We start from the raw sequence: 24,580 nt of genomic DNA, 5'->3' as shown, positions 1-24,580 counted from the left end.
CGTTCGAGTGTCTCTCGACGTCTGAAAGAGGAAGTCCGTAAGTGGCCGAACCCAGAACTTTCTGCAGCCGGACATGCGCTTCCAGAGAGGCAGCTAAATGAACTGCCCTTCGAGAACTTCCTCTGACGCTGATTGCAGTGTCGTAACAGCTCGCTGACAATGATGCAGGCGTGCAATTACGCCGTCGGGCTTGCGGTCGTCAACCGACACATCGCGCCTGCGGTGCCGTTCACAATTGGCGCGCGCTCCATGGATCGGCCGGCAAGCTCCGCCTGCGCAATGCCTTGCCGGACGCCGCCACAAACGCTCCCCGATGCCTGATTGATGCAGAATCGGCGCAATGGCCACAACGACACGACCTGAATACGATGGACGACCCAGAATCGCTTTCCCTGGCACTGCCCGACGGCACTAAGATCTCTGCGCTCCTCCGAGTGCCGGAGGACGCGCGAGCCCTGTATGTCTTCGCGCACGGTGCCGGAGCGGGCATGCTGCATGCCGGCATGTCGTCATTGGCCGACGCGCTTGCGGCGACCGATGTCGCCACATTGCGCTACCAGTTTCCGTACATGGAGCGGGGCTCCAAGCGGGTGGACTCGCCGGCCGTGGCACATGCTGCCGTGCAGGCGGCCGTCGCAGAGGCCCGCCGGCGGCTGCCAGCCCTGCCACTCTTCGCGGGCGGCAGGTCGTTCGGCGGCCGCATGACCTCCCAGGCCCAAGCCATCTCCCCGCTCGACGGCGTGCGTGGCCTCGCTTTCGTCGCGTTCCCGCTGCACCCGGCGGGCGCACCCGGCGTGGAGCGGGCACGGCACCTGGCGGACGTCACGGTGCCGATTCTCTTCCTGCAGGGCACGCGCGACAAGCTGGCCGAGCTTCCCCTGCTGAGGTCGGTCGTCGAGACGCTGGGGCCACGCGCCACGCTGCATGTGGTGGACGACGCAGATCATTCGTTCCACGTGCGCGCGTCCTCCGGCCGGACCGACGCAGAGGTGGTGCTCGAGCTGGCACGGACGATGTCGGCGTGGTTCTTCGCCGAAGGAAAGTCCGTGAGCGTTACCTGAGCAAGCGCAGCAATGCTTGTAGCAGAGTCAGGACGCTGAGCCGGCGAACTAGCCGTGCTGCACTCGCCCGCTCGTTCCCTTCGCTATCCGCAGATGGTCGGTCGCATAGCCACGATAAGCGATGGCTGTCGCGTCAGCGACGTTTTCCCTGTGCCGAGTGAGTGAATTTGTCAAATCCGCTCGCGGTGATCCGCCGCGGAGATCGTGGAGGGAATTTGCTTGGATTTGGCCGACACACCTCCGATGTCGGCGCCAATCCGTGAGTGACCGCTCAGGGATGCGGGCGGAACCAGACTGGCAGTGCGTCGAACGACGCGCATTGGCCGGTCACTGTTCAACGCGGTCGCCCGAAACCGACCCACAAGAGACCTTCGAAAATACCGACAACAGTCATTCAAACACGCGCGGCGTCGTCGGGTTACAGCCTCGTTCCACGAGAGCGAAACCAGACCCTACTTTCACGTGTGAAGAGCAGCGCAGATGCCGCGCCAAGTATCAAGAACACAGCGGTGCCCGTGTCGACGCGCAGCTTGGCTGAGCTTACGAAACGAAAAGCTGAAAGGCCAACGAACCCGATGAGCACGACGAGCCGACCAATGGCACGTTTTCGCCCGATGAGTGCGATAAGGTAGAGGCCGAAACCTAGCTGCGCCAGTAACATGGCTTCTATGAGGAGGCTGGTGACGATGGGCTGTTTCCAGGTCGGCGCCGGAATTGTTCTCTGAAGGCTTGCTAGAAAAATAGCGAAAGCAGTCCATATCGTTAAAAGAAGAAAGACTGCTGCTTTTATTGATGCCGGAGTTCGTGTCCACCAAGCTGCCGCTTTATTCTTCGCACTTGTCCATTTTCTCAACACATCCCCCCAACAAGTTGATAATATTTACGACAACGCTCATTCGCGTATCGATACGCGGTGCATTATTCGGAATCACTATTTATAAGTTATATATAGTGAGTCGTAATATTCTTTCGTTCACGAGCCATTGATCCACGCCTCCTAACGACGGCTCGCTCTTGATGGACAACAACGAGAACGAGTGGATTATCGACGATTCGCACAACCTTGTCGAACATCCGTTCTTGGCCCGCTTGTGTGTGTGATACTGAGCCTCGAGGTGCGTCCAGCTATTCGTTTGCACGGGCGCTCCAGAGTACCTGTTGCTCCGGTTGCCAGCCGCTCGCCCCCACTCCGCGTGGCACTGGATGAAGCCTGCAGAATTCGCCCGTCAGGCGAGGGAAACCACCTAGTCTGACAACTCAACCAAGCCGGAAATCTCCACCTCCGACCGGGACTAATTCTGCGTCAGGGTCAGGCGGAACGAATCCGACTTTTTAGGAGATGAATTTGTTCAAGTTGTCATTGATCGGATCTTTTTTGTCGTTTTTCTGTGCAGCTTCTTATGCCCAGACGGATGGTGGAGGCCGCGACACCATTCAGACCGTTGCTGGCACGCTGTCTATTGTGAAGGTGGAGCACATGAAGACAGACGGCATTACTTTCAACGCCTCGCTGAACGGTGCGCCGTTCGACCAGCTGTATGGATCTCATTACACTTACTACACAGACTCCAATGGGGCGGACAAACCCGCCACGCGCATAGTCGTCGAGGACTTCATTGGCGGGTTCTCCGATACCCCCTCTTTGTCGTTATATGACCTCCGAAAAAAACCAGTTGTGGTGTTGCCGATCAGTAACAAGCTCGATGTAGACGACATTCGTTGGTCAGATAGCGCTGTGCTGCTGAGCGCGAACGGCAGTTGGTACTCGTTTTCTGGCAAAAAGCTGATGCGCTCAAAACCTCCAACGAGTTCCGAGCAGTAAGTATTAGCTCGTGGTTGCCAAGTCACCAGTCACAGCCCAAACCATGGGTTCGCTGGGCACCCATATCGAACACGAATCCGAAAGATTTTTGACTTTTATAGTTCTTGTAAGTCAGCGATCCAACATTTCCACCTTTATTTTCCATTTCATATTCACCAGTAATTAAACCATGTACGACCTCTACCCATTTCGTAGTGCGATCCGCGGGGTTGCCATTCTGCGTTTGGTCTTCGATTGAATCAACAAAAACAAGGGGAATCGTTTCCTTTGAGTTCTCATACTTTACGAAGGCACCTTGCCATCCGGCATCCTCGTCAAAATAAGTTCTTAGCTCTATTCTGGCGGGCCGATTTTTCACGGGCGAGAAACAATATGATTCTTGCGTGACATCGCTGTATGCTGGAATCGAAAAGATTATGAATAAAAATGCGAGATATTTGATTTTAACTAAAAATTTAAGTTTTTGTCGATGCATTGAGGCTCGAATTGTCCGTGGTTTTTATAAAAAATCTTCACTGATTTCTACGGGGTGACGTGCATAACGGGCTCCATTAGCCAAGCCTCCGAGAACTTAAGTCCATCCATGATCTAGCTATCTATGCGCCTCGATTTTTATTGAGTAGAAGTCCATTTTCCGGAAGCGGTGCTTACGATTACATTCATCAGATGGAGGAATTCTGGTGGCGCATGAAATACCCGATTTTATGATTAAACTGCATTATTCGATGTTTGGAATTTTATTTGCACATTGTGTCGATTAGGTTGACTGTTTCGAGTTGATCTTGCAGCAACTTTAGCTTTAATTCTTGGCCGAGCCAACCGGGCTCTGAGCCAGCATCGTTCGTCACGTCATTTTCTACGCTAATTGATCCTTCAGTGTATTTTTTTATCAATCCAGTACAGGAAGCGGAACGGATTTTTGCTACTTGTGCATCAATTTTTTTTTGAATCGCATCGCCTGCTTCGTCATAGCACTGCTGAAGAATCATGCCGCAACCCGACTGGCAAGTCATGCGATCGTGCGCTGTTCTTTTGAGGCAGGCCTGAAAGGCTGGTGACTTTGATTCAGCGTGCACGTTGCTAGTGGCGAACAATGTGAGTACGGTGAATGTCAATGCGCAGGAAGTATTCGTTTTCATCGAAATAAATTTACTCGGGCCTTGAAAGATTAACTTGCACTTGAACGTGTGGCTTACTGGCGAATATGTTTGGCCGGTAACGCACTATGGCAGGATGCGTTGCATGGATACCTCGTCGTTGATCGTAGATTGTCGCGCGAACCGTTTGATGCCTGGTTGCGAGATTGTCGACGATTTGGGCGCCCGAGTGGAACGTCTGTAACTGGCCGACAACTGACTAAAGCGGTTTGCATCGACGCGCGGGCGAGCCTCCGTCGGCGCCAACGAGCAGATCCGAGCGGATGCTCGCGCCATTTTCGAAATGGGCCACGGCTCTACCACGAGCATCCAGCTCAATGGCCACCGCCCGGCGCCCCAACTCCACGGGAATTCCCGCCCGTGCCGCATGGTCCAGCAACACCTCCTGCAAGTGCCTGCGCAGCACCGTGTAGGTTGAGTATCCCAAAGTCCGGTCCAGCAAACCAATATCCAGGCCCCCCAGTGCATTTCCCGCAGCATCCTGGCGACGCATTGACAGCGACCGGGCAGGATGACCGAGATATCCCCGGTCCGGCGAGTAGATGAGTCGTTGGTGGGGGATTGTATGCGCCGCAATTTTTTCAAATCGGCTCACAATATGAGCCGAATGTGGTAGATTGCGGCTCATGAGTACGAAATCTACCTGGATTTGGCGGCGTGCCGAATGGCCTGACTTCACCTACGACGCGCAGATGATCGCACCTGATCTGGCAGAGGCCTACAGGATGCACGGTGTGGTCGAAGGTAAAGCCATGGCCGTTGGCCTTGGTAGTACCAGCCAGGTCGCACTGGATGCGCTATCGGATGAGGTGCTGGCCACGGCCGCCATAGAAGGGGTGCGGCTGCCGCTCGATGTTGTTCGGTCATCCGTGATGAGGCGACTCGGATTAACCACGTCGGGACCTTTCGACCGCCAGGTTGATGGCCTTGTCGAGGTAATCAATGATGCCACGACAGCATTTGATGTGCCCCTCGATAAGGACCGCTTGTGCCGCTGGCAATCTGCGCTGTTCCCCGGGGGCACGTCTGGCATTCACCGAATTGCCGTCGGCCGATATCGCGACCATGACGATCCGATGCAGATCGTGAGCGGTACGCCAGGTCGTGAGGTCGTGCATTACGAGGCGCCGCCGTCCAGGGACGTGCCAATGCAAATGAAGCGCTTTCTCACATGGTTCGCAAGGTTCTCGCCGGCGCAAGCCTTGGCGCCGGATGGCAGGCCGATCGATGGCTTTGCCCGGGCCGCCATCGCGCACCTGTGGTTCGAGAGTATCCACCCGTTTGAGGATGGCAACGGACGCATTGGGAGGGCCATCGTTGACATGGCCATGGCGCAGCATTTGAGGCAGCCGGTGCGCCTCTACAGCCTTTCGAGGCAACTACTGACTTCCCGTTCGGCGTACTACGACGCTCTCAACCAGGCCCAACGAGGTAACACGGATGTCACGGCGTGGGTGCAGTGGTTCGCGCGCCAATGTACCGCAGCCTGTCATGAAGCGAACCACGTCATCGATCAGGCGATCGAGAAGAGACGCTTTTGGGAGAGGCACGGGGGCGGGAAGTTGCATGAGCGGCAGCGCAGGGTGTTGCAGCGCCTTCTCGACGACGGGGACGGTGGCTTTCTGGGCGGACTGAACGCCGAGAAGTATATGAAGATGACTGGCGTCTCGAAGGCCACGGCGACACGCGATCTTTCGGAGATGGTCGCAGATGGACAACTGTGGTGCCATGGTGTGGGCAAAGCGATGCGCTACTACATCAATGTCGCTGGATGGTCACACGGCGTAGCAGCGGAGCCATGAAATTTATGGTCAGCCTGTTCGCCTATCGCCGGACAGCGTCAGCAAAGGGACACTGGCTACAGTGAGTGAACGCGTGCTGCTTACCGCAAGGCAAAGATTTATTGCCGCGTGAGCAGTCGAGCTATTCGGGGAGCAGAAAATCGTGCACAAGCAGCAGTTCTCGCCTCAAACAAAACAAGCTCTTAAGCACTATGTTTATGCGCTCGTCGACCCGCGCGACGACACGATTTTCTACGTCGGTAAGGCTAGCGCAAACAATCGCGCGTTCGACCATTTAAAGGCAGATCCCGACGAGACAGCGAAGCAGCGTCGTATCGCTGAAATCCGTAGCCACGATTACCAACCTCGTGTCGAGATTCTTCGGTCGGGTCTGGACAGTAAAGAGGCTTGTTTCGACGTTGAAGCGGCGATTATCGACACGATTGGCCTGGAGAATTTGACGAATGCGATGCGAGGCCACGGAGTCGCTCGTGGGCGGATGCACGCAGTTGAAGCGGAGCGCCTCTATGGATCGCCGCCCCGTGAGGTTGCGAAGATCAAAGATAGGCTTGTCCTCTTCTTCGTGAATCAAACGTATTCGCCGACGATGAACGACGTCGAGGTGTATGACTGCGTTCGCCAGTTTTGGTCTGGCATATCGACCGCACGCCACGAGCTGGATGAGTCGGGTGATCTCGCGTATCGAACTGGACTTGGTATTGCCGATGGCGTCGTCATTCGAGCCTACTCGATCGCCGCGTGGTTTAAGGCAGGCACGACGCTGTCGACCCGAGGGCCAGTCAGGAGCGAAGGCAGATGGGAATTTGTGGGCCAGGAACTGCCAGAGCACGAATTGTTGGGGCTGAGACTAGTTATTGACGGAAAGGACTTACCAGCTGCCCAGAAGGGATACCGATACATCAACTAAGCAGCCGCGATCTCCATTGGTTCCGTGTGTGACCAGGAGACCTTGATGTGTACGAGTTACGATACGCGGCGACACCGGGGTGCTGCTCGTGGAAGCGGGCTTCCTCCAACGGCTCCCGCGGCACCTATGTTGGGCGCAGATTTTTTTTGCTTGTGGGGGCCGCGATTTAGGGGGCTTGTGAAATGGCTTGCATGCACACGGCTCAGTTTCCCCTGCCTGTTCCGGATCCCTTTTCACGATCAGGAACAGGCAGGGTCTCGATTCCCTGCGTGGACGCTGACCTTCATCTCCACTGTTCGAAAGGCGTACAAAGTAGAGCTGGAGGGGACTAGGAAAGCGGCGGTTCAACGGGCAGTTATACGAACGGATTTCGCCGGCTCGATTACACGTCGGATGAAGACCTGTTCGATATCTCGCTTATGCGGCCGATTCCCTACCAGGATCAAAGCGGGAATCGGGTAGACGTGAATGACGTAATCAATTCGATTCTGACCATCGACGAATCGCAGCCTTCCCAGTCGCTTCCGTTTGACAATGGCAGCGGTGTGTTGCACAACCGGGATTTCTGGACGCCGACGCAACAGAACGTCATGGTATACGGCTTTGGCTTTCTATTCGTTCCGAAAAGAAACGGGCTTCACGAGACCCACATGAACCAGAGTAACCCTCCAGGCAAGCACAAAGCTGAAAATGGGAAGTCTCAGGACGGAGCAGTCATTGTGCAGAAGGGCGATAGCGGATCTGCTGCGATTTTACGGTCTTCGAGACACAGTATTTGCCAACCGACCCGGCCGGAGACCCTGTTGAGGGAGCGCAGCCCTTACCTCAGTACATTGCGGGCAAGTAGGGGCGCCGGCCACGGGATCGCGCGTTAGATGTCATCGGCCGCAGGGGCTCAACTGAGCGATTTGGGGCGTCCAACGTAGGCTTGCGACGGTGAGATGCCTTCCATTCACTAGTGACCGCGATAGATTGTGTTCGCGATCGCGTTGGGATTTGCGTTTGTGCCGGCTTGCGCGAACCGCGCCAGGATGCGCTGCATGATGCTGCGTGCCTCGTCGCCGGCCGCGCCCGCGGTCGGCTTCAAGGCGGAAGGGATGGTGGCGCCGGTAGCCGATGCGTTCGTCGCCTTCAGCAAATCCTGCAGATGTTGCGCGACCGATCTGCCGCTCGATAGCGGCGCGAGATTTTTTGCGGCGAGCGCGAGCAAATCTTGCATGCTGTTGACTTCGCGCCCACGCGCGGCTTGCAGAACGGCATCGGATACCCAGGGCGTGGGCGCGGTCACCTCGGCAGGGCCGCGGTGAAGGTCAAAATCCGTATTCAATGCGCCTGAGAGGTCGGGCGCCGCTGCGTCGCGTGCGGTGAGCGGACCCGCAATGCCGAAGCAGTTGCGCACGGTGCTGATGATGGAGGTGTGATCGAACGGCGTGTTGCCCGCCGGACGCAACACCGTTCCCGCTGCCGTGTACGGCGAGATGAGGACAGCGGGCACCCGCACTCCATAGCGGTCGAAGGCGAAGTTCTGTTTGGGGCGCGCGGGCTCGGGAGGCGTGGCGGCAGGTGGCGCCACGTGGTCGAAGCAGCCGCCGTGTTCGTCGAAGACCACGATCAGCAGGGTGCTCGTCCAGTTCGGCGACGAGCGCACAGCGTTATAGACACGCGCAACGAGCGCCTCGCCCAACTGGACATTGTGTGGAGGATGCATGTCGTTGGGCAATTCGGTGCCTGGATAGTACATCGGCTCGATGAAAGCGTAGGCGGGTAGCTGGCCAGCGGCCGCGTCCTGGATGAAGCGATCGAAGGGCCTGAAGTTCGCGAAGTATGGCCACAGGCGCGACAGCAGGGCCGCCTGCGGAAAGTCGTGAAAGTAGATCTTCCAGGGCACTACGCCTTGCAGCTCGTTAAAGATCGTTTGCATCGGAAACGGAAAACCGTCCAGCGTGTTGTTTTCATAGCCGTTGGCCGTGCCCGCATGTGCGAAGAAACGATTGGGCCAGGTCTGGCAGGGGGCCGAGGCAAACCAGCGGTCCGAGATGGCAAAGCTGTTGGCCAACTGGCTGAGGACCGGGAGATCATTCGGCGTGAAGCAATGCATGATCGCATTGGCGGTGCCGTGATGCTTCTCGTAGTTATCGACGAAGCCGCTCATGGGCGGTACGCCGTTGACCACGTCGGTTCCATAGAGTTGCCCGGTGATGTCGTCGAATGATTCGCCGGGGTCGGGATCCGGCATCGTCGAACAGTCCGATCCAGGCTCTGTTTGCCACGGCGGAATGCCGTTGTTGCCGGGACATGCTGCTCCGGCCAACCCGTCGAATCCGTCGCCTGCAGGCCGAAGAAAACCAAAGACATTATCAAACGAGCGGTTTTCCAGCATCAGCACGACAACGTGCTTTATTTTCGACAGGTCGTTCATCTCGCCCTCGTACAGGTTGGGTGAATCGTGTGTTCGCCGAGATCCGGGTTACAACTGAGGCGGGTCCTTGTTCGTAGAGGGAGTTGCCGGAAAGAGCGCGGATATCAAGTGGTCTGGTCAGTCGGCGCTGCTTCGTGCGTGACGGCTCGCAGTCGGGATTTCGTCGAGCAACGGCGCATTGAGTTGCGTTTGCCCGGTCAATTCTGCCATGTGTTTTGGCTTTCGCTACGCGCTGCGTCACCCGGATTGCGCTCCCATACGACTTTAACCGTTTCGTGAGGCGCAGGGAGTCGAGCAAGGTATTCGCGCGCAATCACATGCATCTCAGCCATGTTCGTCGGGCGCAACATGCCTCGTTCTGGCGTCAGCGTGCTCAGGTTGCAGGGCACCCGCATACGTAGTGATCAAAGATACCCGGCCGACGGCGGCGATTGCTGTCATATAGAGCCGGAGCTTCCGCATTGCAATATAAGACAGGGTGGGAAACTAGCGGCCTACCCGCCAGCCCCGATTTTTTTAGCCAGGCACGCCTCGATCTGTACCAGGTCGAATAAACAGTCGATTATCCATGAGCCGATTCCTGCATTGATCGGCGAATTCAAGAGCTAGTTGTGGATTGAGGGTAAAGGCATCGACTTGTGATTCCGTGATCTCGTAATATTCCTCATAGTCGACGAGCCGGTTGCTAACTGGGATCGAGAGATAGAATTTGCCAGAATTCAGTTCCTGACCTAAAGAGTAGCGATGCTCACGTGAGACATAGCTGTCTTCGAATCGCATATGGAAATCCATAAGGCTGACGTCAAAAATCGACAGAAGTTGAAGTGTAGCGCGTGTCGGGTAACCAGCCGGCTTCGATCACCGCCTAAAGATTGTCAATCGGAAGCTTACCGTCAGGAATCCAGAATTCGTTTGGTAGGCCTCGTACATGTGAACCTGGTAGTTTGTCGGACGCAAGCCGTGGAAATCAAATTGACGGCCATGGCGATAATGGCGAAAAAATAGGTTGAAATGTTATCGTGAATCTTCAATTTCGCTGTCTGACCGTTTTAGCACGATGAGCGGACATACACAGACCGCGATCGACTGACCGCTGCTGGCTGGCTACTGATCGATGCGTTTCGCATGAGCCACGGACTCATCGGCGCAGGGCGATCGGCCGAGTGCGACCCATAGCGGCCGCACGCGCCAGAAAAACAAGCGTCCGTAAATCCGCTCAAAGCGGTCGGCCAGCGCAGGGGCGGGCCTGTTCCACGGTATCTGTCTGGTCGCTGGGTGTCACGACCGGACCCAGTGCGCATGCAACAGCCGAAGCGTCGGTCAGGCAACTCGGCGCGACAACCGACGAAGTAGAGCGTGGGCCGCCAAGTGTTGCCAGCGACACGCCTCGCTGTGCCAGCACAATCTTCCTGATCCCAATGCCACTCCAGACAAGCCAGAGCACCTGGCTCACGGCAGCAGCAAGATTGAAGTGAAAGAGCAGCGAATAGAGAAGACAGGAGGGACCAAATAGATTCAGGACGAGGTAGCGGCGATCCTCGCTATGGAGAAAGCCGAGTTGCAAACCTGCATAGGCGATCTGATAGCAGATGACGCCGAAAATACCGATCAAATCAGCGGTGGTCATTATTTCGTCGATTTTCGATGAGTATTGATATCGAAGCTGCGCATGAGCTAACCCAGCAGCCGCTGCTCGAACGGATAACGGGTCAGCACTTCATGGCCGCCCTCTGTGATTAGAACCTGCTCCTCTAGCTTGACGCCCGGCCCGCCCTCGACGCGCCCAACGTAACTCTCGACACACATCACCATCCCCGGTTCAATCACGCCGTTATAGCCCCACGCTTCCCACGATTGCGGGAAATAGATATTCGGTGCTTCGTCGCAAAGCCCCACGCCGTGATACAGGCACGAGTAATGGCGAAACACTTCGGGCGAATAGCACAAGGCGCGATGACTCAGATCGTGATAGGTCAGGCCAGGACGTAGCAGGTCGATATTCGCCTGCACCTGGTCATAGGCGAGCCGGTATATCTCGCGTTGCGCCGCGCTCGTCTGAACGTCGCCGCACAACCAGGTGCGCGAGGTATCCACACAAAAGCCATAACTGCCGACCAGATCCGTATCGAAGGCCACCAGGTCGCCCGCGTCGATCGCACGGCTGCTGCACTCCTGATACCACGGGTTACAGCGCGGCCCTGAAGCCAGCAGCCGCGTCTCGATCCATTCGCCGCCGCGCGCGATGTTTTCTGCGTGCAGATAGCTCCACAGGCGCTGTTCGGTGACGCCGGGATGCAGATGCGCACGCATGACGTCGATGCCAGCTTCGCAAGCATGGATCGCGCAGCGCATCGCGCGAATCTCTTCCTCGCATTTGATGCGGCGGGCTTCTTCCATCAACGCTTCGCCGTTTTGCACCGCTATGCCGAGTCGTTCCAATGCAGCGACGCCTTCGGCATCGCAGTGATCGAATGCCAGGCGCCGGTTGCCGCCGCCACGCTGGCGCACGACCGAGGAAATTTCATCGGCCCAGCGCGAGACCTGTTCATGCACGCGCTCGCCTGCGCAGAAATGGAACCATGGCACACAGGGGCGAACCTCATCAACGGAATCGCTGTGATCGCTCAGAAAATCGCAGTGATCGAATTCCCACAGGATGACCGGGCCTTCGGCAGGAACGAACGCGTACCGGCAGGCGTTGTGCAGCGTCCAGACCTGCATATTGCTGGTGTCGGTCGCGTAGCGAATATTCACGGGATCGTAGAGCACGATGCCCGCGTAATCGTGTGCAATCAGTTGTTGACGTACGCGCGCAAGACGATAACGGCGCATCGCGGGCAGATCGGGCAGCGCGAGGCCGGCTGCGCTCCAGGCGTCGAGCGTTTCCTTGCCCGGCCCGAGCGCGGGCATGGTCATCAAACCGGCCTGTTCGACCGGCGAGCGGCCGGAAGCGAGGGCAGGGCCAATCTTGCGTGGGGCGATTTCCTGCAAAGATGCGAGGCTCATTGCTTCGTCATCCTGATGGTGTGTGAGGGTTGAAAAATGGCGGCGATGCCAACTTGTCAACGCATCGCCGCCGCAAACTAACGCTTATCGCGCTGATTTCAGCTCGCCCGGCGTTGCGAGCGAATTCATCTTGCGAGCAGGCGCGGACGCTTCGCTCAGCAGCTTGCCGCGCGTTTCCGGCGCCAGCACATACGACACGAGACCGCCAAAGAAGCTGATACCAGCCGCGATCATCATCGCCGTGCCCACGCCATACGAGCCGATGATAAGCGGCAGCAGGAAGGTGCCCGCCGCTGCGCCGATTCGCGAGAAGGCCGTCGCGAAGCCGACACCGATGCCGCGAATCTCCGTCGGAAATACTTCGCCCGGATATACGCCGCACAGCGTCGTCGAGATCGCGTTGAACAGCGAGAAAGTGAAGAAGCACACGAGGATCAGCGTCGAGGAAGCATGCGAGAACAGGGCCACGCATACGAGCGCCAGCGCCGAGATGAAGAACGGCGGCACGCCCAGCTTGCGGCGGCCCACACGCTCGATCAGCACGACCGCGATGAGCGTGCCGAGCACCGCGACGCCATTGAGCGCGAGGCCGCCCGTCAAACCTTCCTTGAGCCCGAGCTTTTGCAGTACGACCGGGGCGAACGCGCCGATGGCGAAGTAGGGCGTCACGTTGCAGACCCAGAAGATCGACACGAACATCGTCGTCTTGATGTAGTCGGCGGAAAAGAGGCGGCTGAAGCCCTGCTTGCCGACCATGCCTTGCGAATGCAGATCGAGTTGCTCTTCGTGGCCCATGTGTTCCGCGGCCAGCGCTTTTGCTTCTTCGCGGCGGCCACGGCTCATAAGCCAGCGCGGCGATTCGGGCGTGCCCAGACGCATCAGGAACACGATGACGGTGGGGATGGTGCTCAGCCCCAGAATAACGTGCCAACCTGCCGCGTTCGATTCGGTCAGCATCCAACCCAGCGCATACGACACGAGATAGCCCACGTACCATGCGAGTTCGAGCAGCGCGAGCAGCTTGCCGCGCAGGCGCGCCGGTGCGAATTCCGCGAGCAGCGGCCAGCCGATCGAATAGTCCGCGCCGATCGCGATACCCATCAGTATCCGTACGACGAACAGTTGCCACGGCTCGTTGACGAAGAACTGCGCCACGGAGCCGACCAGGAAGATCGCGAGGTCAATCGTGAACATCGGCTTGCGGCCGACGCGGTCGGCCAGCCAGCCGCCGAGCGGCCCGCCGACGAAGATGCCGATCAGCGCCGATGCGCCGATCAGCCCTTGCCACGCAAGCGATAGATGCAGGTCGGCGGTAATGGCCGGCATGACGATGCCGATGCAGCCGAGAATGAAGCCGTCGATAAACATGCCGCCGCCGATGAGCAGCGTCAGTCTGGCGATGAAGCGGCGATGCTTGCCGGCGAGCGCGGGCGCTTTCTGTCCGGCGACCGATGAAGTATGAGGAATGCTTTTGGGCACGATGCTGTCTCCTGATGTTTTGTGGGAAGTCAGGCCGGTCCGCTTAGGGTCTGTTAGCCGGTTCTTCTGACCTTCATCCGCGTGAACTCCATGAGCAGTGTGTGGAAGTCGGCGCACCTGGACAAACGATATTTCGTGCGTGCATTCATCAATTTTTGTCATAGAAAGACGTGTTGTACAGGCGTGCGCAAGCGCGCCCGCGTGGCGGGCGTCCAGCACTGAAAAATCGGAGAAAAGTGCTTAAATCACGCGGTTCGGTAATCGCTTAACGCAGCGAAAGCAGCCAGTCCCGAAAGCTGCCTACGCTTTTGCGACGTTCGTGCGGGCCGGTCGGTTCGAGCACGAGAAATTGCCCTTCGGTTTGCAATGTTTCGGGGATCGGGCGCACGAGCGTGCCGGCTTTCAGGTAGGGATCGATGAGGTTGCGCCAACCCAACGCCACGCCCTGGCCGCTGAGCGCGGCCTGAATCACCATCGAATAATTGTTGAGATTGATCTTGTTGCGCGGCGTCACCGGTGGCAGGCCGCTGCGGCGGAACCACTCGCCCCAGGTCACCCAGTCACGTTCCGAATCGTCGAGCCAGAGCCACGTACACGACGCGAGGTCTTCGGGGCGATTCAATGCGCCATGACGCGCGAGATAGCTCGGGCTGCACACGGGGAAGATTTCCTCGTTGCAGATGGGCGTGTATTTGATGTACTCGGGCGGACTTTTGCAGTAGTACACCGCCAGATCGCATTCGAGCTTGCGGTAATCCTTCACATGATCGTAAGCGACGATGCGCAGATCGATGCCTTCGTGGCTTTCGTTGAATTCGGGAATGCGCGGCAGCAGCCACATCGACGCGAGCGCGGTACTGGTCGCCACCGTCACCTGCTGATCGCCGTGCCAGCGCTTGATGAGTTGTGTGGCGTCCGCAAGCGAGAGCAGGGCCTCGCGGCAGGACTGGAAATATTGCTCGCCGGTGGGCGTGAGCCGCACCGAACGCGTGGTGCGGTCAAGCAGGTGAGCGCCAAGTAAATCTTCGAGCAGGCCAATCTGCCGACTGATCGCGCCCTGCGTGACATTGAGCTCGTCGGCTGCGCGGGTGAAACTGCCCAGACGTGCGGTCGCTTCGAACGCGACCAGCGCCTTGAACGGTGGCAGTGGCTGGATCCTCATGGGAAGGTTGTGTCTCCGGGGACTGCTTTATGTATATGCGCGATTGAACGCGATTTCAGGTCTGAGCCACGCTTGCATGACGTGTCTTCAGACCTGAAATTGTGCCTTAACGCCGTGCTGCGTCAAGCCACATACGGGCGGCGAATACCCGTGTCGTCACCGTGCCCAGCGGGGCTGGGCGCAGTCCGCGAGTTGGTCCGGAGACGCTTCGTCAAAGCGCTTTTTCCAGTCACCGGGATAGACGACATAGCCGAACAGCGCGAAGCCCGAATAGATCAGCGCGGTGCCCTTCGGGATCCACAGCACCTGGCCCGGTTTCACGCGGTGCAGCACGCCGTTCGCTGTGACTTCCAGGCAGCCTTCGATTGCGAAAATCACCTCTTCGTAGAGCGTTGTCCAGCTCACTTGCGCGCCTTCCCAGCGCGCGAAACCGACGCCCAGGTTCGGCGAAATACCGTCGCTCAGCGCCCGCGCGACGTACGCGGCGCCTGGCGGGCCGCCGCGTACGACGAAGCCCAGGTCGGCGTGATCGACAAGCTTTACGCCACCAATCGTTTCCGTGTTCGTATCGCTCATACTTCCGCCCGGCTGTTCCAGGCCGCGAGGCGAATCCGCGTACGCACGCCAAGACCCAGAAACGGCTCGGGCGGATTGAGCGAGGGCATGCCTGTGACCGAATGAATATCGTCCAGCAGCGACGAGCTTGCGCCCACGGCCTGATCGGCGAGCAGCGTGCCCGAGATCGTGCCCCAGGCCGCGCCCACGCCGTTATCGCACGCGGACGCAAACACGCCGTCCTCCAGTTGCCCGAAGAAGTTGGTGAAGTTGCGCGAGATCGCGTAGACGCCGCCCCAGGTGTGCGTGAACGGCACATCGGCGAGATCGGGGAAACGTGCGAGAAACGCCTTGCGATGGTCGGCGGCGACGCTGGCGCGCGTGCTGTCGTCGATGCTGCGGCCGTATTTCGGCACATGCTTATAGGTGTTGCGGATGATGATGCGGCGGTCCTGAGTCATGCGAACCGTCGTACCCGCATGATCGGCGGGCGTCAATCCCCAGTCGAAAGTGCCGCTGTAGCGCTTGCATTGCGCGGCGTCGAGCGGCGCGGTCCAACTCGCGAAGGTCATCACCGGCAGCAGGCGGTTGTGCAGATAGCCGAATTCGCGCGTGAAGATGCTCGTGCCGAGCAGCAGGCGCGGCGTGCGGATTTCGCCGTCCGCGCCATGCAGCACGTAGCCGCCCGCGCCGTCGCGCTCCACGCGCTGGATCGCCGCGTTTTCGAGCAGCTCGACGTTCTCGGGCAGCGAGCGTGCGAGACCGCGCACCAGCGCGGCGGGCTGCATCAGATAGCAGCCGGGCGTGAATACCGCGCGGCTGTAGTGCGTGCTGCCGAGCACCTTCGCCAATTCGTTGCCTTCGACCGCATGAAACGGCTCGCCGAGCGCCGACATCAGCTTTTCGAAGTGCGCGAGGTACGCGAGGCCGCGCTCACCGACCGCGCCCTGGTATTTGCCCGCGTGCGACCACTGGCAGGCGATGCCGTGCTCGTCGACGAGCGATTGCAGTTGCGCGATGGCCGTGCGGTTCAGGCGCAGCAGGCGCTGCTTGAATTGCGGATCGGGATTTTCGAGCGCGAACTTGTGCGGCAAGTCGATCACGAAACCCGAGTTGCGGCCCGACGCGCCTTCGCCGACGCGCTGCGCGTCCACCAGCACGATGCGCGCGTCGGGTTCGTGTTCGGCGAGGCGGCGTGCGGCCGCGAGTCCGGCGAAACCCGCGCCGATCACCGCGTAATCGGCGTTCTGGCGGCCGCTCAGGCGGCGCACTGGTTGCGGCGGCGGCAATGCGGCGTACCAGCCACAGGTCTTGTCGTCATGGGGCAGATTCATGGTGTGCCTTCTTTACTTTCTGTGATCAGTTGGCCGGATGGCACTGTTCGACCCAGCGGCCGCGCAGGGCCTGTGCGCGCTGGCCGATCAGCGCGAAGCCGCGCATCTTGCCGTTACTGTCGAAGTGTCCGCAGCTAAAGCCGTCTTCGGTGGCGTCGATGCGCCATTCGCCTTCGGACGCGGCGGGCGGCAACAGCATCAACGGCGCGGCGGGTGTTTTGACCTGCACGGGCATCGGCGGATAGAGCACGTCGGTTGGCTGGCCGGTCAGCGTGCGCGCAAGTGCCTCGACGCCATGATTGATCGGCGCGAGATAGGGCGCGGGACGGCCATCGATTTCGACGCAATCGCCTAGTGCGTAGATGTCGGATACGCTGGTGCACAGTTGTGCGTCGGTGCGGATGCCGCGCCCGACATCGACGCCGCACGCTGCGGCGAGCGCCACATTCGGCGCGAGGCCCACGGCGGAGATCACGACTTCGGCCTCCACGCGTGCGCCATCGGCGAGCAGGAGCGACCACGCGCCAGGCGCACCTGCGATCTCCTTCACCTCGTTTTGCAGATGCCATTTCACGCCGAGCGCGGCGAGCGCGTCTTGCAGATGGCTACCCGCCTGCTGCGGCATGAGCCGTTCGAGCGGCCATTTGCCGATGCCGATCACGCTCACGTTCAGGCCGCGTTTGACGAGATCGTTGGCGAACTCGCAGCCGATCAGCCCGTCGCCGATGATGGCGACGCGTGAGACGCCGTCGAGCCGGCTGCGCAGCAGGCGGTAATCGTCGAGGTTGTTGACGCTCAGCAGCGCGTCGCTGGGGCCCGCGACATTGAGCTTGATCGGGCTTGCGCCGAGCGCGAGCACAAGCTTCGCATACGGCATCGCACCGTAACGGGTGCGCAGCACGTGTGCCCCGGCATCGATCGACTCGACTTCGCAGCGCGGATAGATGCGTATCTTCAGGCGTCGCTCGATATCGAACGGCGTTTCGCTGATGAGCGCCTCGGCGCTGCGATCCTGCGAGGTCGCGATCGAAAGCGCGGGCTTCGAATACAGGTCGCCCGATTCGCGCGTGAGCACCACGATTTCAGCGTTCACATCGCGTTTGCGGATCGCTTGCGCGAGGCTGTAACCCGCATGTCCCGAACCGATGATGACGATCGGGCCATCACGGCGCGGCGCGGCCGGCGCGGGTGAGGGCGTGGCTTGAACCACGGCTTGAGGTGCGCGTTGAACCGCGGCTTGAGGCGAAAACGGCGCAACGGCAGGCGCAGCCACGCGAATCTCGATCATCTCGAAGTCCGATTTGCCGACGCCGCAATCCGGGCATTTCCAGTCCTCGGGCACGTCTTCCCAGCGCGTGCCGGCGGCGATGCCGTCCTTGGGCCAGCCTTCAGCCTCATCGTAAATGAGCCCGCAAATGATACAGAGCCACTTTTTCATCGTCCCACCTCTCAGCCTTCGGCAACCCGGATCGCGACGTTTTTCGTCTGCACGTAGCTGTAGATCGCTTCCTGGCCTTTCTCGCGGCCGAAGCCGGACAGTCCCACGCCGCCGAACGGCGTTTCGATCCCGCCCGCGTACCATTCGTTGACGAACACCTGGCCCGCACGCAGACGCCGTGCGAAGCGCAGCGCGCGATTCACGTCGCGCGTGAACACGCCCGCGACGAGGCCGTAAGGCGTGCCGTTGGCGATGGCGACGGCTTCCTCTTCGGTGTCGAAGGGGATCACGCTGAGCACCGGGCCGAACACTTCCTCGCAGGCGATCGTCATCCCGGGATTCACGCCCGCGAACACGGTCGGCTGCATATAGAAGCCCGAACGGTTGGCGACGCGCGCGCCGCCCGTGACCGCGCGGGCGCCCGAGGCGATGGCCTCCTCGCACATAGCAACCACACGTTCGAGCTGCTGTCCGCTGATGAGCGGCGTGTGATCGGGATCCTGTTCGCCGGGACCGATGGCGAGGCCGCGCGCGAGTTCCGCGACGTCGGCGACGACGTCGTCGTAGATATCGCGATGCACGACGAGACGCGACATCGCCGAGCAGACCTGTCCCGAATTGAAGAAGATGCCGTTCTTGACGCTCGCGAGCAGTTGCGCGCGGTCCGAGTCGGGGAAGACGATGGCCGCCGATTTACCGCCGAGTTCCATCACGCTGGGCGTGGCCCATTGCGCGGCGGCGGCGAGGATCGAGCGGCCCGTCGCGACCGAGCCCGTGAAGACGATCTGCTTCGTCTGCTGGCTGGCGGCCAGATGCGCGCCGACCTCGCGGCCCAGACCGCACAGCAGTTGAGCCGCGCCGCGCGGCAGTCCGGCCCGCGCGATGGCTTCGAACAGCACGCACAGGCCGAGCGGCGAAAGCTCGGGCGACTTCACGACGACGGCGTTGCCTGCCGCGAGCGCCGGGGCGAGCGAGCGCGCGCAGATCGACACCGGGAAATTCCACGGCACGATCTGCACCGAGACGCCCATCGGCTCGTAGCGCGTGAAGTCGACGTAGGCGTCGCCGAGCGGCACGGAGATGCCTTCGAGCTTGTCGGCGAGACCTGCGTAGTACTCGAAGTAGCGTGCGGCTTCGACGAATTCGTCGCGGGCGTCGCAAAGACGCTTGCCGTTTTCGAGGCACAGAATGCGCGCGCCTTCTTCCGTCACTGCGCGGATTTCGTCGGCGATGCGCAGCAGCCAGCGCACGCGCTCGGCGGGGCGCGGCCGGGTGAGTTCGCCGCTGGCGGCGCAGCGTGTGGCGGCGTCGAGCGCGCGCTGGGCGTCGGCGGCGCTCGCGAGCGCGATGCTCGCGAACGGCTCGCCGTTGGCCGGATTGGCGACGTCCAGACGGTTCGGGCTATCGACCCATTCGCCATCGATGTAGTTGAGCCAGTGATGACCGATCGAGCGTTCCATGGCTTACCCCTGCACCTGGTTCTGACCGTTGGCCAGCACGCGGCGCGCCATCCACTGATGGAAGTAGTGCGTCGGCTGATCCATCTCGGGCGAGAACACGCCGCCCTTGAAGCCCGGCGACTGGCGGCCCGCCTGCATGCCTTCCACCGCACCAATGTCTTCCGAGAACACCACGCGCCACGCATTGAGCACGGCCTGTCGGCTGGCTTCGTATTGCGGCGCGTCGGCGGCATCCTGGCCGACGAACAGCAGACGCAGATGCTCGACCGTGCGGTTGGCGGCGAGCGGCTGCAGCATCATCGCGAACGCGTGGTCGGCCTGGATGCCGAGCAGCACGTTCGGGAACAGCGCGACGTATTCGGCGTTGCGCAGGCGGTCGGCGGGCCAGGACGGGAACGTGGGTAGCGACGTGCCTTCGACATCGGCGAGGTTATACGCGTAGCTGCCCTGACCGGCGAACTGGTCGGCGAAGGCGATGTTGTAGTGATCCTCGAGGCGCGAATACGAGTTCAGCGACGGATGCACCCAGGGCAGGTGGTACGCCTCGCAGTAGTTCTCGACCGCGAGCTTCCAGTTGCACTTGACCTCCACCTGCCAGGCGCCGCCTTCGCGCGGCACGTGCATGAGCGCGTTGCCGTCGTCGCCAAGAAACTGGGACCAGCGCTCGGTCAGCGGGCGCAGGACTTCCTCGAAATCGGGCGCGGTGCCCGAGAGGTTCACGAACACCATGCCCATCCAGACATGGCTGCGCAGCGCCTTCAGGCCGTGCTTCTCGCAGGGCACGCGCTCGTCCTTGTGCTGATTGATGCCGCCCACGTGCGGCGTGCCCTTGAGCGTGCCGTTCAGGTCGTAGGTCCACGAGTGATACGGGCAACGGATGACACCCTGAATTTCCCCGGCTTCCTGCACCAGCCTCATGCCGCGATGGCTGCAGACGTTATGGAACACCTGCAGCGCGCCTTCACGGTTGCGCGTGATGAGCAGCGGCAGACCCATGAAGTCGACGGGCTGCACGCTCGACGGCGTCTTGAGATCGTCCGCGAAACCGACGCACACCCAGTCCTGACTGAGCACGGCGTCGCGCTCGACCTGGAAGTATTGATCGCTGGTATAGAACTCGTTGCCGAGACCGGTGGCCTGCTCGATCGGATTAAGCACCGTCTGGAGCTGGGCGAGAGGGAAGTACTTGATTTCGGTGGGGGCGTTCATCGTATTTGTCTCCATTGCACGTTCGCGTGACTCGTTTCACCTTGGCCCTCAGAGGGCTGGGATTGGTGAAAATTATCGAAGCGGGAAACGGGGACAACAAACGATTCTTTGGCTGCAGATTGATTAGAAAAACTCATGGACGCGCCATGGGGGGCGCAGCCACGGAGCCGCTTAGTCGGGGCACTCTGACTGGGAGGGACTAGTCAAGTGTCCGCTATTGATCTCAAAGAGGGCGCCTGCGAGTCATGCTATCGGTGGCCGGTTCTGGCCGACTAGCGCCTGACGCATCTTTCGAATCCAGACATCAGTCACTGTGCGGCCGACACTGCGTCGCCGCCGAGTATCCCGATCAGCGTACGCGCGTTACGCTGACTCTGGTCTTCGTAATTGTTGGTCTAGACATCGACAGATGCTCCCTCCAGCTCGACCGTTCGGTATCGGCCCGCGCGCGAAGACACGTGCCCGGTCTACGCGCGACCGGACGGCTTGAGCAGTGCCTAAGCGGCAGCAGGTTCAAAGTCAGGTTGGTAGTCGTTATTCCTTTTAATCGGCCGTCCCGACGAGTACCTTGCTTCCAGAGCCTGGGGCGTGGCGCCTTCTGCCTAGGCTGACGACCAACGCCGACAAAATTAGCGCGATGGAGATCCAGCTTGCGGTATTCGGGACCTGATGAACGATGAAGACCGAACTGAAGGTTCCGAACACCGGTATCAACAGCGAGAGCGGTGCAACGGTCGATGCTGGATATTCGCGCAACAGCAGGTTCCAGCCCCAGTAGCTGAAGTGCGTCGCGGCATACACCTGGAAGGCCAACGAGAACAGCGCGACGGCGCTGACGTGCGATGCGAGCGCAACGAAGGGCTGTGAGCCATACAAGCACCAGGTGAGCAGGAACAGCGGTATTGGCGGAAGCAGGCTGGCCCACACGACGAATGCGAATATTTCCTGCACCCTCGAAATCTTGATCACGACGTTACCGATGCTCCACGCCAGCGCGCTGACCATGACCAGCGCGAAGCCGATGGTGGTTGCTTTGCCGGGGCTGCCGTGAAGGATGCCAATCAGTCCGGCCGCCGCCATAGCGATGCCGGTCATCTGAGAAGCCATCAGCTTTTCGCGAAAGAGCACGACGCCCCAGCCGAGTGTGAAAAAAGCGCTGAACTGAATCAATAGCGATGCATCGCCGGGCGGCACTCCCAGCGAGATGCCCAGATTGATCAAAGCCCACATCGCGACACCGAAGATCAGTCCGTATGCGGCCAGCCATCGGTTAGCCACGTCCGGCTTTTTTACGAGGAACACCCATGGGAATGCAGCGAACGTGAACCGTATCGCGGTCAGGAGTAGTGGATTGATCTGGGCTAAGCCCAGTTTGGTGATGGGGAAATTGAGTCCCCAGATTGCAGTCACGAAGACAGCGAGGATAAGGTGCTTTTTTTTCATGGTCGGCGAAGGTGCTGGAAAAAGCCTGGGCAGGGAGCGTTGGCACAAAGGAGAATGTGCCTCGCTGACGATTTGCCCGCTTTCGACTCAAGGTCAACTATGTTTAAAATCGGGCCATGCCAGAATTTGCCCTTGATCCCAACGAAAACATACCGCGCGATGTGGTTGTGACCGCGCAGACTTATGCCGATGGCGAGCGGTTTCCGTCCCACAGTCATCGCCGTGGCCAGTTCGCCTATGCGGCTAGAGGTGTCATTACGGTCGAAACCGATAAGGACAACTGGGCCGTTCCGCCGCTGAGGGCTATCTGGGTGCCCGCTGGCCTTGCGCATGCCATGCAGATGCGCGGCCCGGTGACGATGCTCAATACCTACGTCCGCCCGCAGACGGCGCGGCGCATGGGCTTACCTGAGCATTGCGAGGTGTTGGGAGTTTCTCCGCTCCTGAGGCAACTGCTGGAGCAAGCCGCCGATCTTCCTGCCCGATATCGCACAGAAGGGCGTGAGGGGCACCTTATGGGGCTGTTGCTGCATGAGATTGCAGAAATGCCCGCGCTTTCGCTGAACGCGCCGTTACCCGGTGAGCCGCGTCTCGCGCGAGCGTGCGGCGAGTTCTTGAAAGCGCCATCGCTGGAGATCGGTATCGACGACATGGCCGCGAACGCCGGAATGAGCCGTCGCACGTTCACCCGCCAGTTCCGCCTGCAAACGGGGATCAGCTATCTCGAGTGGCGGCAGCAGGCCTGTCTGTTAGCCGCGGTGGTGCGACTGGGTCGAGGTGAACCCGTCACGCGAGTGGCCATGGAACTCGGCTACAGCAGTCCGAGTGCGTTCTCGACTGCGTTCAAAGCGACACTGGGTGAAGCCCCTAGCCGTTATTTTGCGCGATGAGCACCGGCGGCTGGCCTTGGCTGGCCGGCTAAGGCCAGATGCGATTGGGCGGCGTCGAAGCATGTCGAGCGGCCGCGTCCGCCTCAAAGGAGACATTGCAGTGACGCGAAAGCGGTCACCCGCGACACCATCGCGCTAAGCCAGCACTTCGTCTATCCAGTCCAGTACACGCCGATTGACGAGTGAACGATTACGCATCTCGCAATGCTCGCCGGCTCCCTGATTGCTGCGAAACCGGATCAGGGTCTTCGGGCAGCGTAGTGCATCGAAGAAATTTTGCGTTCCGGCGGCGAGGGTATCGTGTTCGGCCATGGTGAACAGCGTCGGACAGCGAATATCTCCGATACGTCTATCCATCGTGTAGTGCTCAACCGATGCGAGATAGTCGCGCAGTGTCCCGGTGCCATTCACCCAGTAACCGCGCTTCGCGATACTCCACGTCAATTTCCGGTCGTTTGCCATGATGTGGGTGAGGCGTTCCACGAGCTCCGTCGGCAAATCGCCGAGGTTCGCCACCTGCTCAGATGTCGCGCCCAACTTCATCACATACGTGCGGAATCCATCCGCCACGGAAGCTAGCGCGGGGTCCGCAACACAGGCGGCAAGACGACGCTCGCCAGTCGCCGCACGTGGCGCAAGGTAGCCGCCCAGACTCCATCCGCACAACACGATCTTGAGCGGATCGACGTTCGACAGCGTTTGTGCGAAGTCCACCACCGAACTGATCACGTTCTCCCAATCCGGCCTGAGCGTGATGCTGTGATCGATCAAGGTCGTACCTTGCCCGGGACCATCGAAGATCAATGAATGGTAGCCTCGCCGGGATGCGGCGACCGCAGAAGCAAAGAAAAGGTCGGTAATCGTGCCGTCGTATCCGTTGTTGAAGATCAGGAGCGGTCGAACTTCGTTGGCGCAGCCCTGCGCGGGGATGACATAAGCGAGCAGCGAGGTCCCTTCAAAGGGAATGTGCTGGCGCACAATGGCCGGCTCGCTTAATGCGAGCGCGCGCTCGAATGCCGCGATTTGCTTTTGAGAACCCGACCTCACACGGGGATCGACTGGTTGTCCGAACAAGGGATGAAAAGATTTGCCATAAAAGCACGCGGCCCGTAGAAAACACTCTCTCGCACTAGTCCAATGGCCTTGGGTTTCAGCTTGTCGACCGTCGACCATCATGCGATCAGCGGCTGCGCTCCAGGCGTCATAAAAGAGGGAGTCGTCTCCGTCTCCAATCGTCCGGGCGATCGCCTCGACCTCTCCATAGTCAGCGCCGCCGTAAGGAATGTAGGCGAGCGGCCAGGTTCCGAGTTGTTCGTGAAGTTCGTCTTTGAAGATCGCAGACATCTTTCACTCCCGTGAATGTTGTCATCGCCGATGGGGTGATTGTCAACGGTTTGGCACGAGGTGTCGACTGACTGCGTTTGGCCGACCACCGT

Annotated in this window: 21 protein-coding genes and 1 pseudogene; 6 read left to right on the top strand and 16 right to left on the bottom strand. The window is 59.9% G+C overall.

All coding sequences use genetic code 11. From position 1 onward, the window contains the following. Positions 1–368: 368 nt before the first annotated feature. Both U5782_RS40325 and U5782_RS40320 read left to right on the top strand, forming a co-directional pair. A complete protein-coding gene (locus tag U5782_RS40325; protein WP_322049452.1) occupies positions 369–1,061 on the top strand; it encodes an alpha/beta family hydrolase in 693 nt (230 codons plus the stop codon). A 1,345-nt stretch (positions 1,062–2,406) separates the two neighbouring features. Then, positions 2,407–2,883, top strand: a complete 477-nt coding sequence (locus U5782_RS40320; RefSeq protein ID WP_322049451.1) for a hypothetical protein — start codon at positions 2,407–2,409, stop codon at positions 2,881–2,883. A gap of 22 nt (positions 2,884–2,905) precedes the next feature. Here the strand turns inward: U5782_RS40320 and U5782_RS40315 are convergent, their stop codons facing one another. The 3 genes and pseudogenes from U5782_RS40315 to U5782_RS40305 all read right to left on the bottom strand — a co-directional run. Beyond that, complete coding sequence (locus U5782_RS40315; RefSeq protein WP_322049450.1) at positions 2,906–3,358, bottom strand: hypothetical protein; 453 nt, start codon at positions 3,356–3,358, stop codon at positions 2,906–2,908. Positions 3,359–3,620: 262 nt separating this feature from the next. Then, complete coding sequence (locus U5782_RS40310) at positions 3,621–4,022, bottom strand: hypothetical protein (RefSeq protein ID WP_322049449.1); 402 nt, start codon at positions 4,020–4,022, stop codon at positions 3,621–3,623. A gap of 232 nt (positions 4,023–4,254) precedes the next feature. After that, positions 4,255–4,545 (bottom strand): annotated as a pseudogene (locus U5782_RS40305) (FAD-dependent oxidoreductase); the annotation flags it as partial. Between the two features lie 121 nt (positions 4,546–4,666). On the opposite strand from U5782_RS40305, the gene U5782_RS40300 reads away from it, so the two are divergent. From U5782_RS40300 to U5782_RS40290, 3 genes are all read left to right on the top strand, one after another. Then, positions 4,667–5,842, top strand: a complete 1,176-nt coding sequence (locus U5782_RS40300) for a Fic family protein (protein ID WP_322049448.1) — start codon at positions 4,667–4,669, stop codon at positions 5,840–5,842. Positions 5,843–5,984: 142 nt separating this feature from the next. Continuing rightward, on the top strand, positions 5,985–6,749 hold the full coding sequence (locus U5782_RS40295) for an LEM-3-like GIY-YIG domain-containing protein (protein WP_322049447.1): 765 nt from the start codon (positions 5,985–5,987) through the stop codon (positions 6,747–6,749). A gap of 419 nt (positions 6,750–7,168) precedes the next feature. After that, on the top strand, positions 7,169–7,624 hold the full coding sequence (locus U5782_RS40290; protein ID WP_322049446.1) for a DUF2278 family protein: 456 nt from the start codon (positions 7,169–7,171) through the stop codon (positions 7,622–7,624). Between the two features lie 80 nt (positions 7,625–7,704). Here U5782_RS40290 and U5782_RS40285 read toward each other — a convergent pair whose 3' ends face one another. The 12 genes from U5782_RS40285 to U5782_RS40230 all read right to left on the bottom strand — a co-directional run bounded on the left by U5782_RS40285 (position 7,705) and on the right by U5782_RS40230 (position 22,254). Further along, entirely contained in the window at positions 7,705–9,168 is a 1,464-nt protein-coding gene (locus U5782_RS40285) for an alkaline phosphatase family protein (RefSeq protein ID WP_322049445.1), read from the bottom strand. Positions 9,169–9,684: 516 nt separating this feature from the next. Beyond that, complete coding sequence (locus U5782_RS40280) at positions 9,685–9,948, bottom strand: hypothetical protein (RefSeq protein ID WP_322049444.1); 264 nt, start codon at positions 9,946–9,948, stop codon at positions 9,685–9,687. A 436-nt stretch (positions 9,949–10,384) separates the two neighbouring features. Continuing rightward, positions 10,385–10,795, bottom strand: a complete 411-nt coding sequence (locus U5782_RS40275) for a CBU_0592 family membrane protein (RefSeq protein WP_322049443.1) — start codon at positions 10,793–10,795, stop codon at positions 10,385–10,387. A gap of 47 nt (positions 10,796–10,842) precedes the next feature. After that, positions 10,843–12,174 (bottom strand): Xaa-Pro peptidase family protein, encoded by a 1,332-nt coding sequence (locus U5782_RS40270; protein ID WP_322049442.1) that lies wholly within the window; start codon positions 12,172–12,174, stop codon positions 10,843–10,845. 84 nt (positions 12,175–12,258) lie between these two features. After that, positions 12,259–13,653 (bottom strand): MFS transporter, encoded by a 1,395-nt coding sequence (locus U5782_RS40265; protein WP_322049441.1) that lies wholly within the window; start codon positions 13,651–13,653, stop codon positions 12,259–12,261. A gap of 265 nt (positions 13,654–13,918) precedes the next feature. Then, positions 13,919–14,815, bottom strand: a complete 897-nt coding sequence (locus U5782_RS40260) for a LysR substrate-binding domain-containing protein (RefSeq protein WP_322049440.1) — start codon at positions 14,813–14,815, stop codon at positions 13,919–13,921. Positions 14,816–14,971: 156 nt separating this feature from the next. Further along, positions 14,972–15,391, bottom strand: a complete 420-nt coding sequence (locus tag U5782_RS40255) for an ethanolamine utilization protein EutQ (protein ID WP_322049439.1) — start codon at positions 15,389–15,391, stop codon at positions 14,972–14,974. Next, positions 15,388–16,704 (bottom strand): FAD-binding oxidoreductase, encoded by a 1,317-nt coding sequence (locus U5782_RS40250; protein WP_322049438.1) that lies wholly within the window; start codon positions 16,702–16,704, stop codon positions 15,388–15,390. The genes U5782_RS40255 and U5782_RS40250 overlap by 4 nt, the downstream gene beginning before the upstream one ends. A 25-nt stretch (positions 16,705–16,729) precedes the next feature. Next, complete coding sequence (locus U5782_RS40245) at positions 16,730–18,142, bottom strand: FAD-dependent oxidoreductase (RefSeq protein ID WP_322049437.1); 1,413 nt, start codon at positions 18,140–18,142, stop codon at positions 16,730–16,732. 11 nt (positions 18,143–18,153) lie between these two features. Then, on the bottom strand, positions 18,154–19,602 hold the full coding sequence (locus tag U5782_RS40240; protein ID WP_322049436.1) for an aldehyde dehydrogenase family protein: 1,449 nt from the start codon (positions 19,600–19,602) through the stop codon (positions 18,154–18,156). Positions 19,603–19,605: 3 nt separating this feature from the next. Further along, positions 19,606–20,811 carry an aromatic ring-hydroxylating dioxygenase subunit alpha gene (locus tag U5782_RS40235; RefSeq protein WP_322049435.1) on the bottom strand — a complete coding sequence of 402 codons (1,206 nt, stop codon included), beginning with the start codon at positions 20,809–20,811 and terminating at the stop codon, positions 19,606–19,608. A 543-nt stretch (positions 20,812–21,354) separates the two neighbouring features. Beyond that, positions 21,355–22,254, bottom strand: a complete 900-nt coding sequence (locus tag U5782_RS40230) for an EamA family transporter (RefSeq protein ID WP_322049434.1) — start codon at positions 22,252–22,254, stop codon at positions 21,355–21,357. A gap of 116 nt (positions 22,255–22,370) precedes the next feature. Here U5782_RS40230 and U5782_RS40225 point away from each other — a divergent pair, with 116 nt between their 5' ends. Next, a complete protein-coding gene (locus U5782_RS40225) occupies positions 22,371–23,144 on the top strand; it encodes a helix-turn-helix transcriptional regulator (RefSeq protein ID WP_322049433.1) in 774 nt (257 codons plus the stop codon). A 135-nt stretch (positions 23,145–23,279) separates the two neighbouring features. Here U5782_RS40225 and U5782_RS40220 read toward each other — a convergent pair whose 3' ends face one another. Continuing rightward, complete coding sequence (locus U5782_RS40220) at positions 23,280–24,488, bottom strand: alpha/beta hydrolase family protein (RefSeq protein ID WP_322049432.1); 1,209 nt, start codon at positions 24,486–24,488, stop codon at positions 23,280–23,282. Between the last annotated feature and the right edge of the window lie 92 nt (positions 24,489–24,580).

The sequence above is a fragment of the Paraburkholderia sp. J67 genome (assembly GCF_905220265.1).
Taxonomy (GTDB): domain Bacteria; phylum Pseudomonadota; class Gammaproteobacteria; order Burkholderiales; family Burkholderiaceae; genus Paraburkholderia.
Note: the sequence above shows the minus strand (reverse complement) of the source record. Positions and strands in the feature narration are given on the sequence as shown.

Excerpts from the sequence above, each read along its gene's own strand:
- U5782_RS40325 (WP_322049452.1), top strand. The coding sequence starts at position 369 with ATGGACGACCCAGAATCGCTTTCCCTGGCACTGCCCGACGGCACTAAG.
- U5782_RS40315 (WP_322049450.1), bottom strand. The coding sequence starts at position 3,358 with ATGCATCGACAAAAACTTAAATTTTTAGTTAAAATCAAATATCTCGCA.
- U5782_RS40310 (WP_322049449.1), bottom strand. The coding sequence starts at position 4,022 with ATGAAAACGAATACTTCCTGCGCATTGACATTCACCGTACTCACATTG.
- U5782_RS40300 (WP_322049448.1), top strand. The coding sequence starts at position 4,667 with ATGAGTACGAAATCTACCTGGATTTGGCGGCGTGCCGAATGGCCTGAC.
- U5782_RS40290 (WP_322049446.1), top strand. The coding sequence starts at position 7,169 with ATGCGGCCGATTCCCTACCAGGATCAAAGCGGGAATCGGGTAGACGTG.
- U5782_RS40285 (WP_322049445.1), bottom strand. The coding sequence starts at position 9,168 with ATGAACGACCTGTCGAAAATAAAGCACGTTGTCGTGCTGATGCTGGAA.
- U5782_RS40280 (WP_322049444.1), bottom strand. The coding sequence starts at position 9,948 with ATGCGATTCGAAGACAGCTATGTCTCACGTGAGCATCGCTACTCTTTA.
- U5782_RS40275 (WP_322049443.1), bottom strand. The coding sequence starts at position 10,795 with ATGACCACCGCTGATTTGATCGGTATTTTCGGCGTCATCTGCTATCAG.
- U5782_RS40270 (WP_322049442.1), bottom strand. The coding sequence starts at position 12,174 with ATGAGCCTCGCATCTTTGCAGGAAATCGCCCCACGCAAGATTGGCCCT.
- U5782_RS40260 (WP_322049440.1), bottom strand. The coding sequence starts at position 14,815 with ATGAGGATCCAGCCACTGCCACCGTTCAAGGCGCTGGTCGCGTTCGAA.
- U5782_RS40255 (WP_322049439.1), bottom strand. The coding sequence starts at position 15,391 with ATGAGCGATACGAACACGGAAACGATTGGTGGCGTAAAGCTTGTCGAT.
- U5782_RS40250 (WP_322049438.1), bottom strand. The coding sequence starts at position 16,704 with ATGAATCTGCCCCATGACGACAAGACCTGTGGCTGGTACGCCGCATTG.
- U5782_RS40245 (WP_322049437.1), bottom strand. The coding sequence starts at position 18,142 with ATGAAAAAGTGGCTCTGTATCATTTGCGGGCTCATTTACGATGAGGCT.
- U5782_RS40240 (WP_322049436.1), bottom strand. The coding sequence starts at position 19,602 with ATGGAACGCTCGATCGGTCATCACTGGCTCAACTACATCGATGGCGAA.
- U5782_RS40235 (WP_322049435.1), bottom strand. The coding sequence starts at position 20,811 with ATGAACGCCCCCACCGAAATCAAGTACTTCCCTCTCGCCCAGCTCCAG.
- U5782_RS40230 (WP_322049434.1), bottom strand. The coding sequence starts at position 22,254 with ATGAAAAAAAAGCACCTTATCCTCGCTGTCTTCGTGACTGCAATCTGG.
- U5782_RS40225 (WP_322049433.1), top strand. The coding sequence starts at position 22,371 with ATGCCAGAATTTGCCCTTGATCCCAACGAAAACATACCGCGCGATGTG.
- U5782_RS40220 (WP_322049432.1), bottom strand. The coding sequence starts at position 24,488 with ATGTCTGCGATCTTCAAAGACGAACTTCACGAACAACTCGGAACCTGG.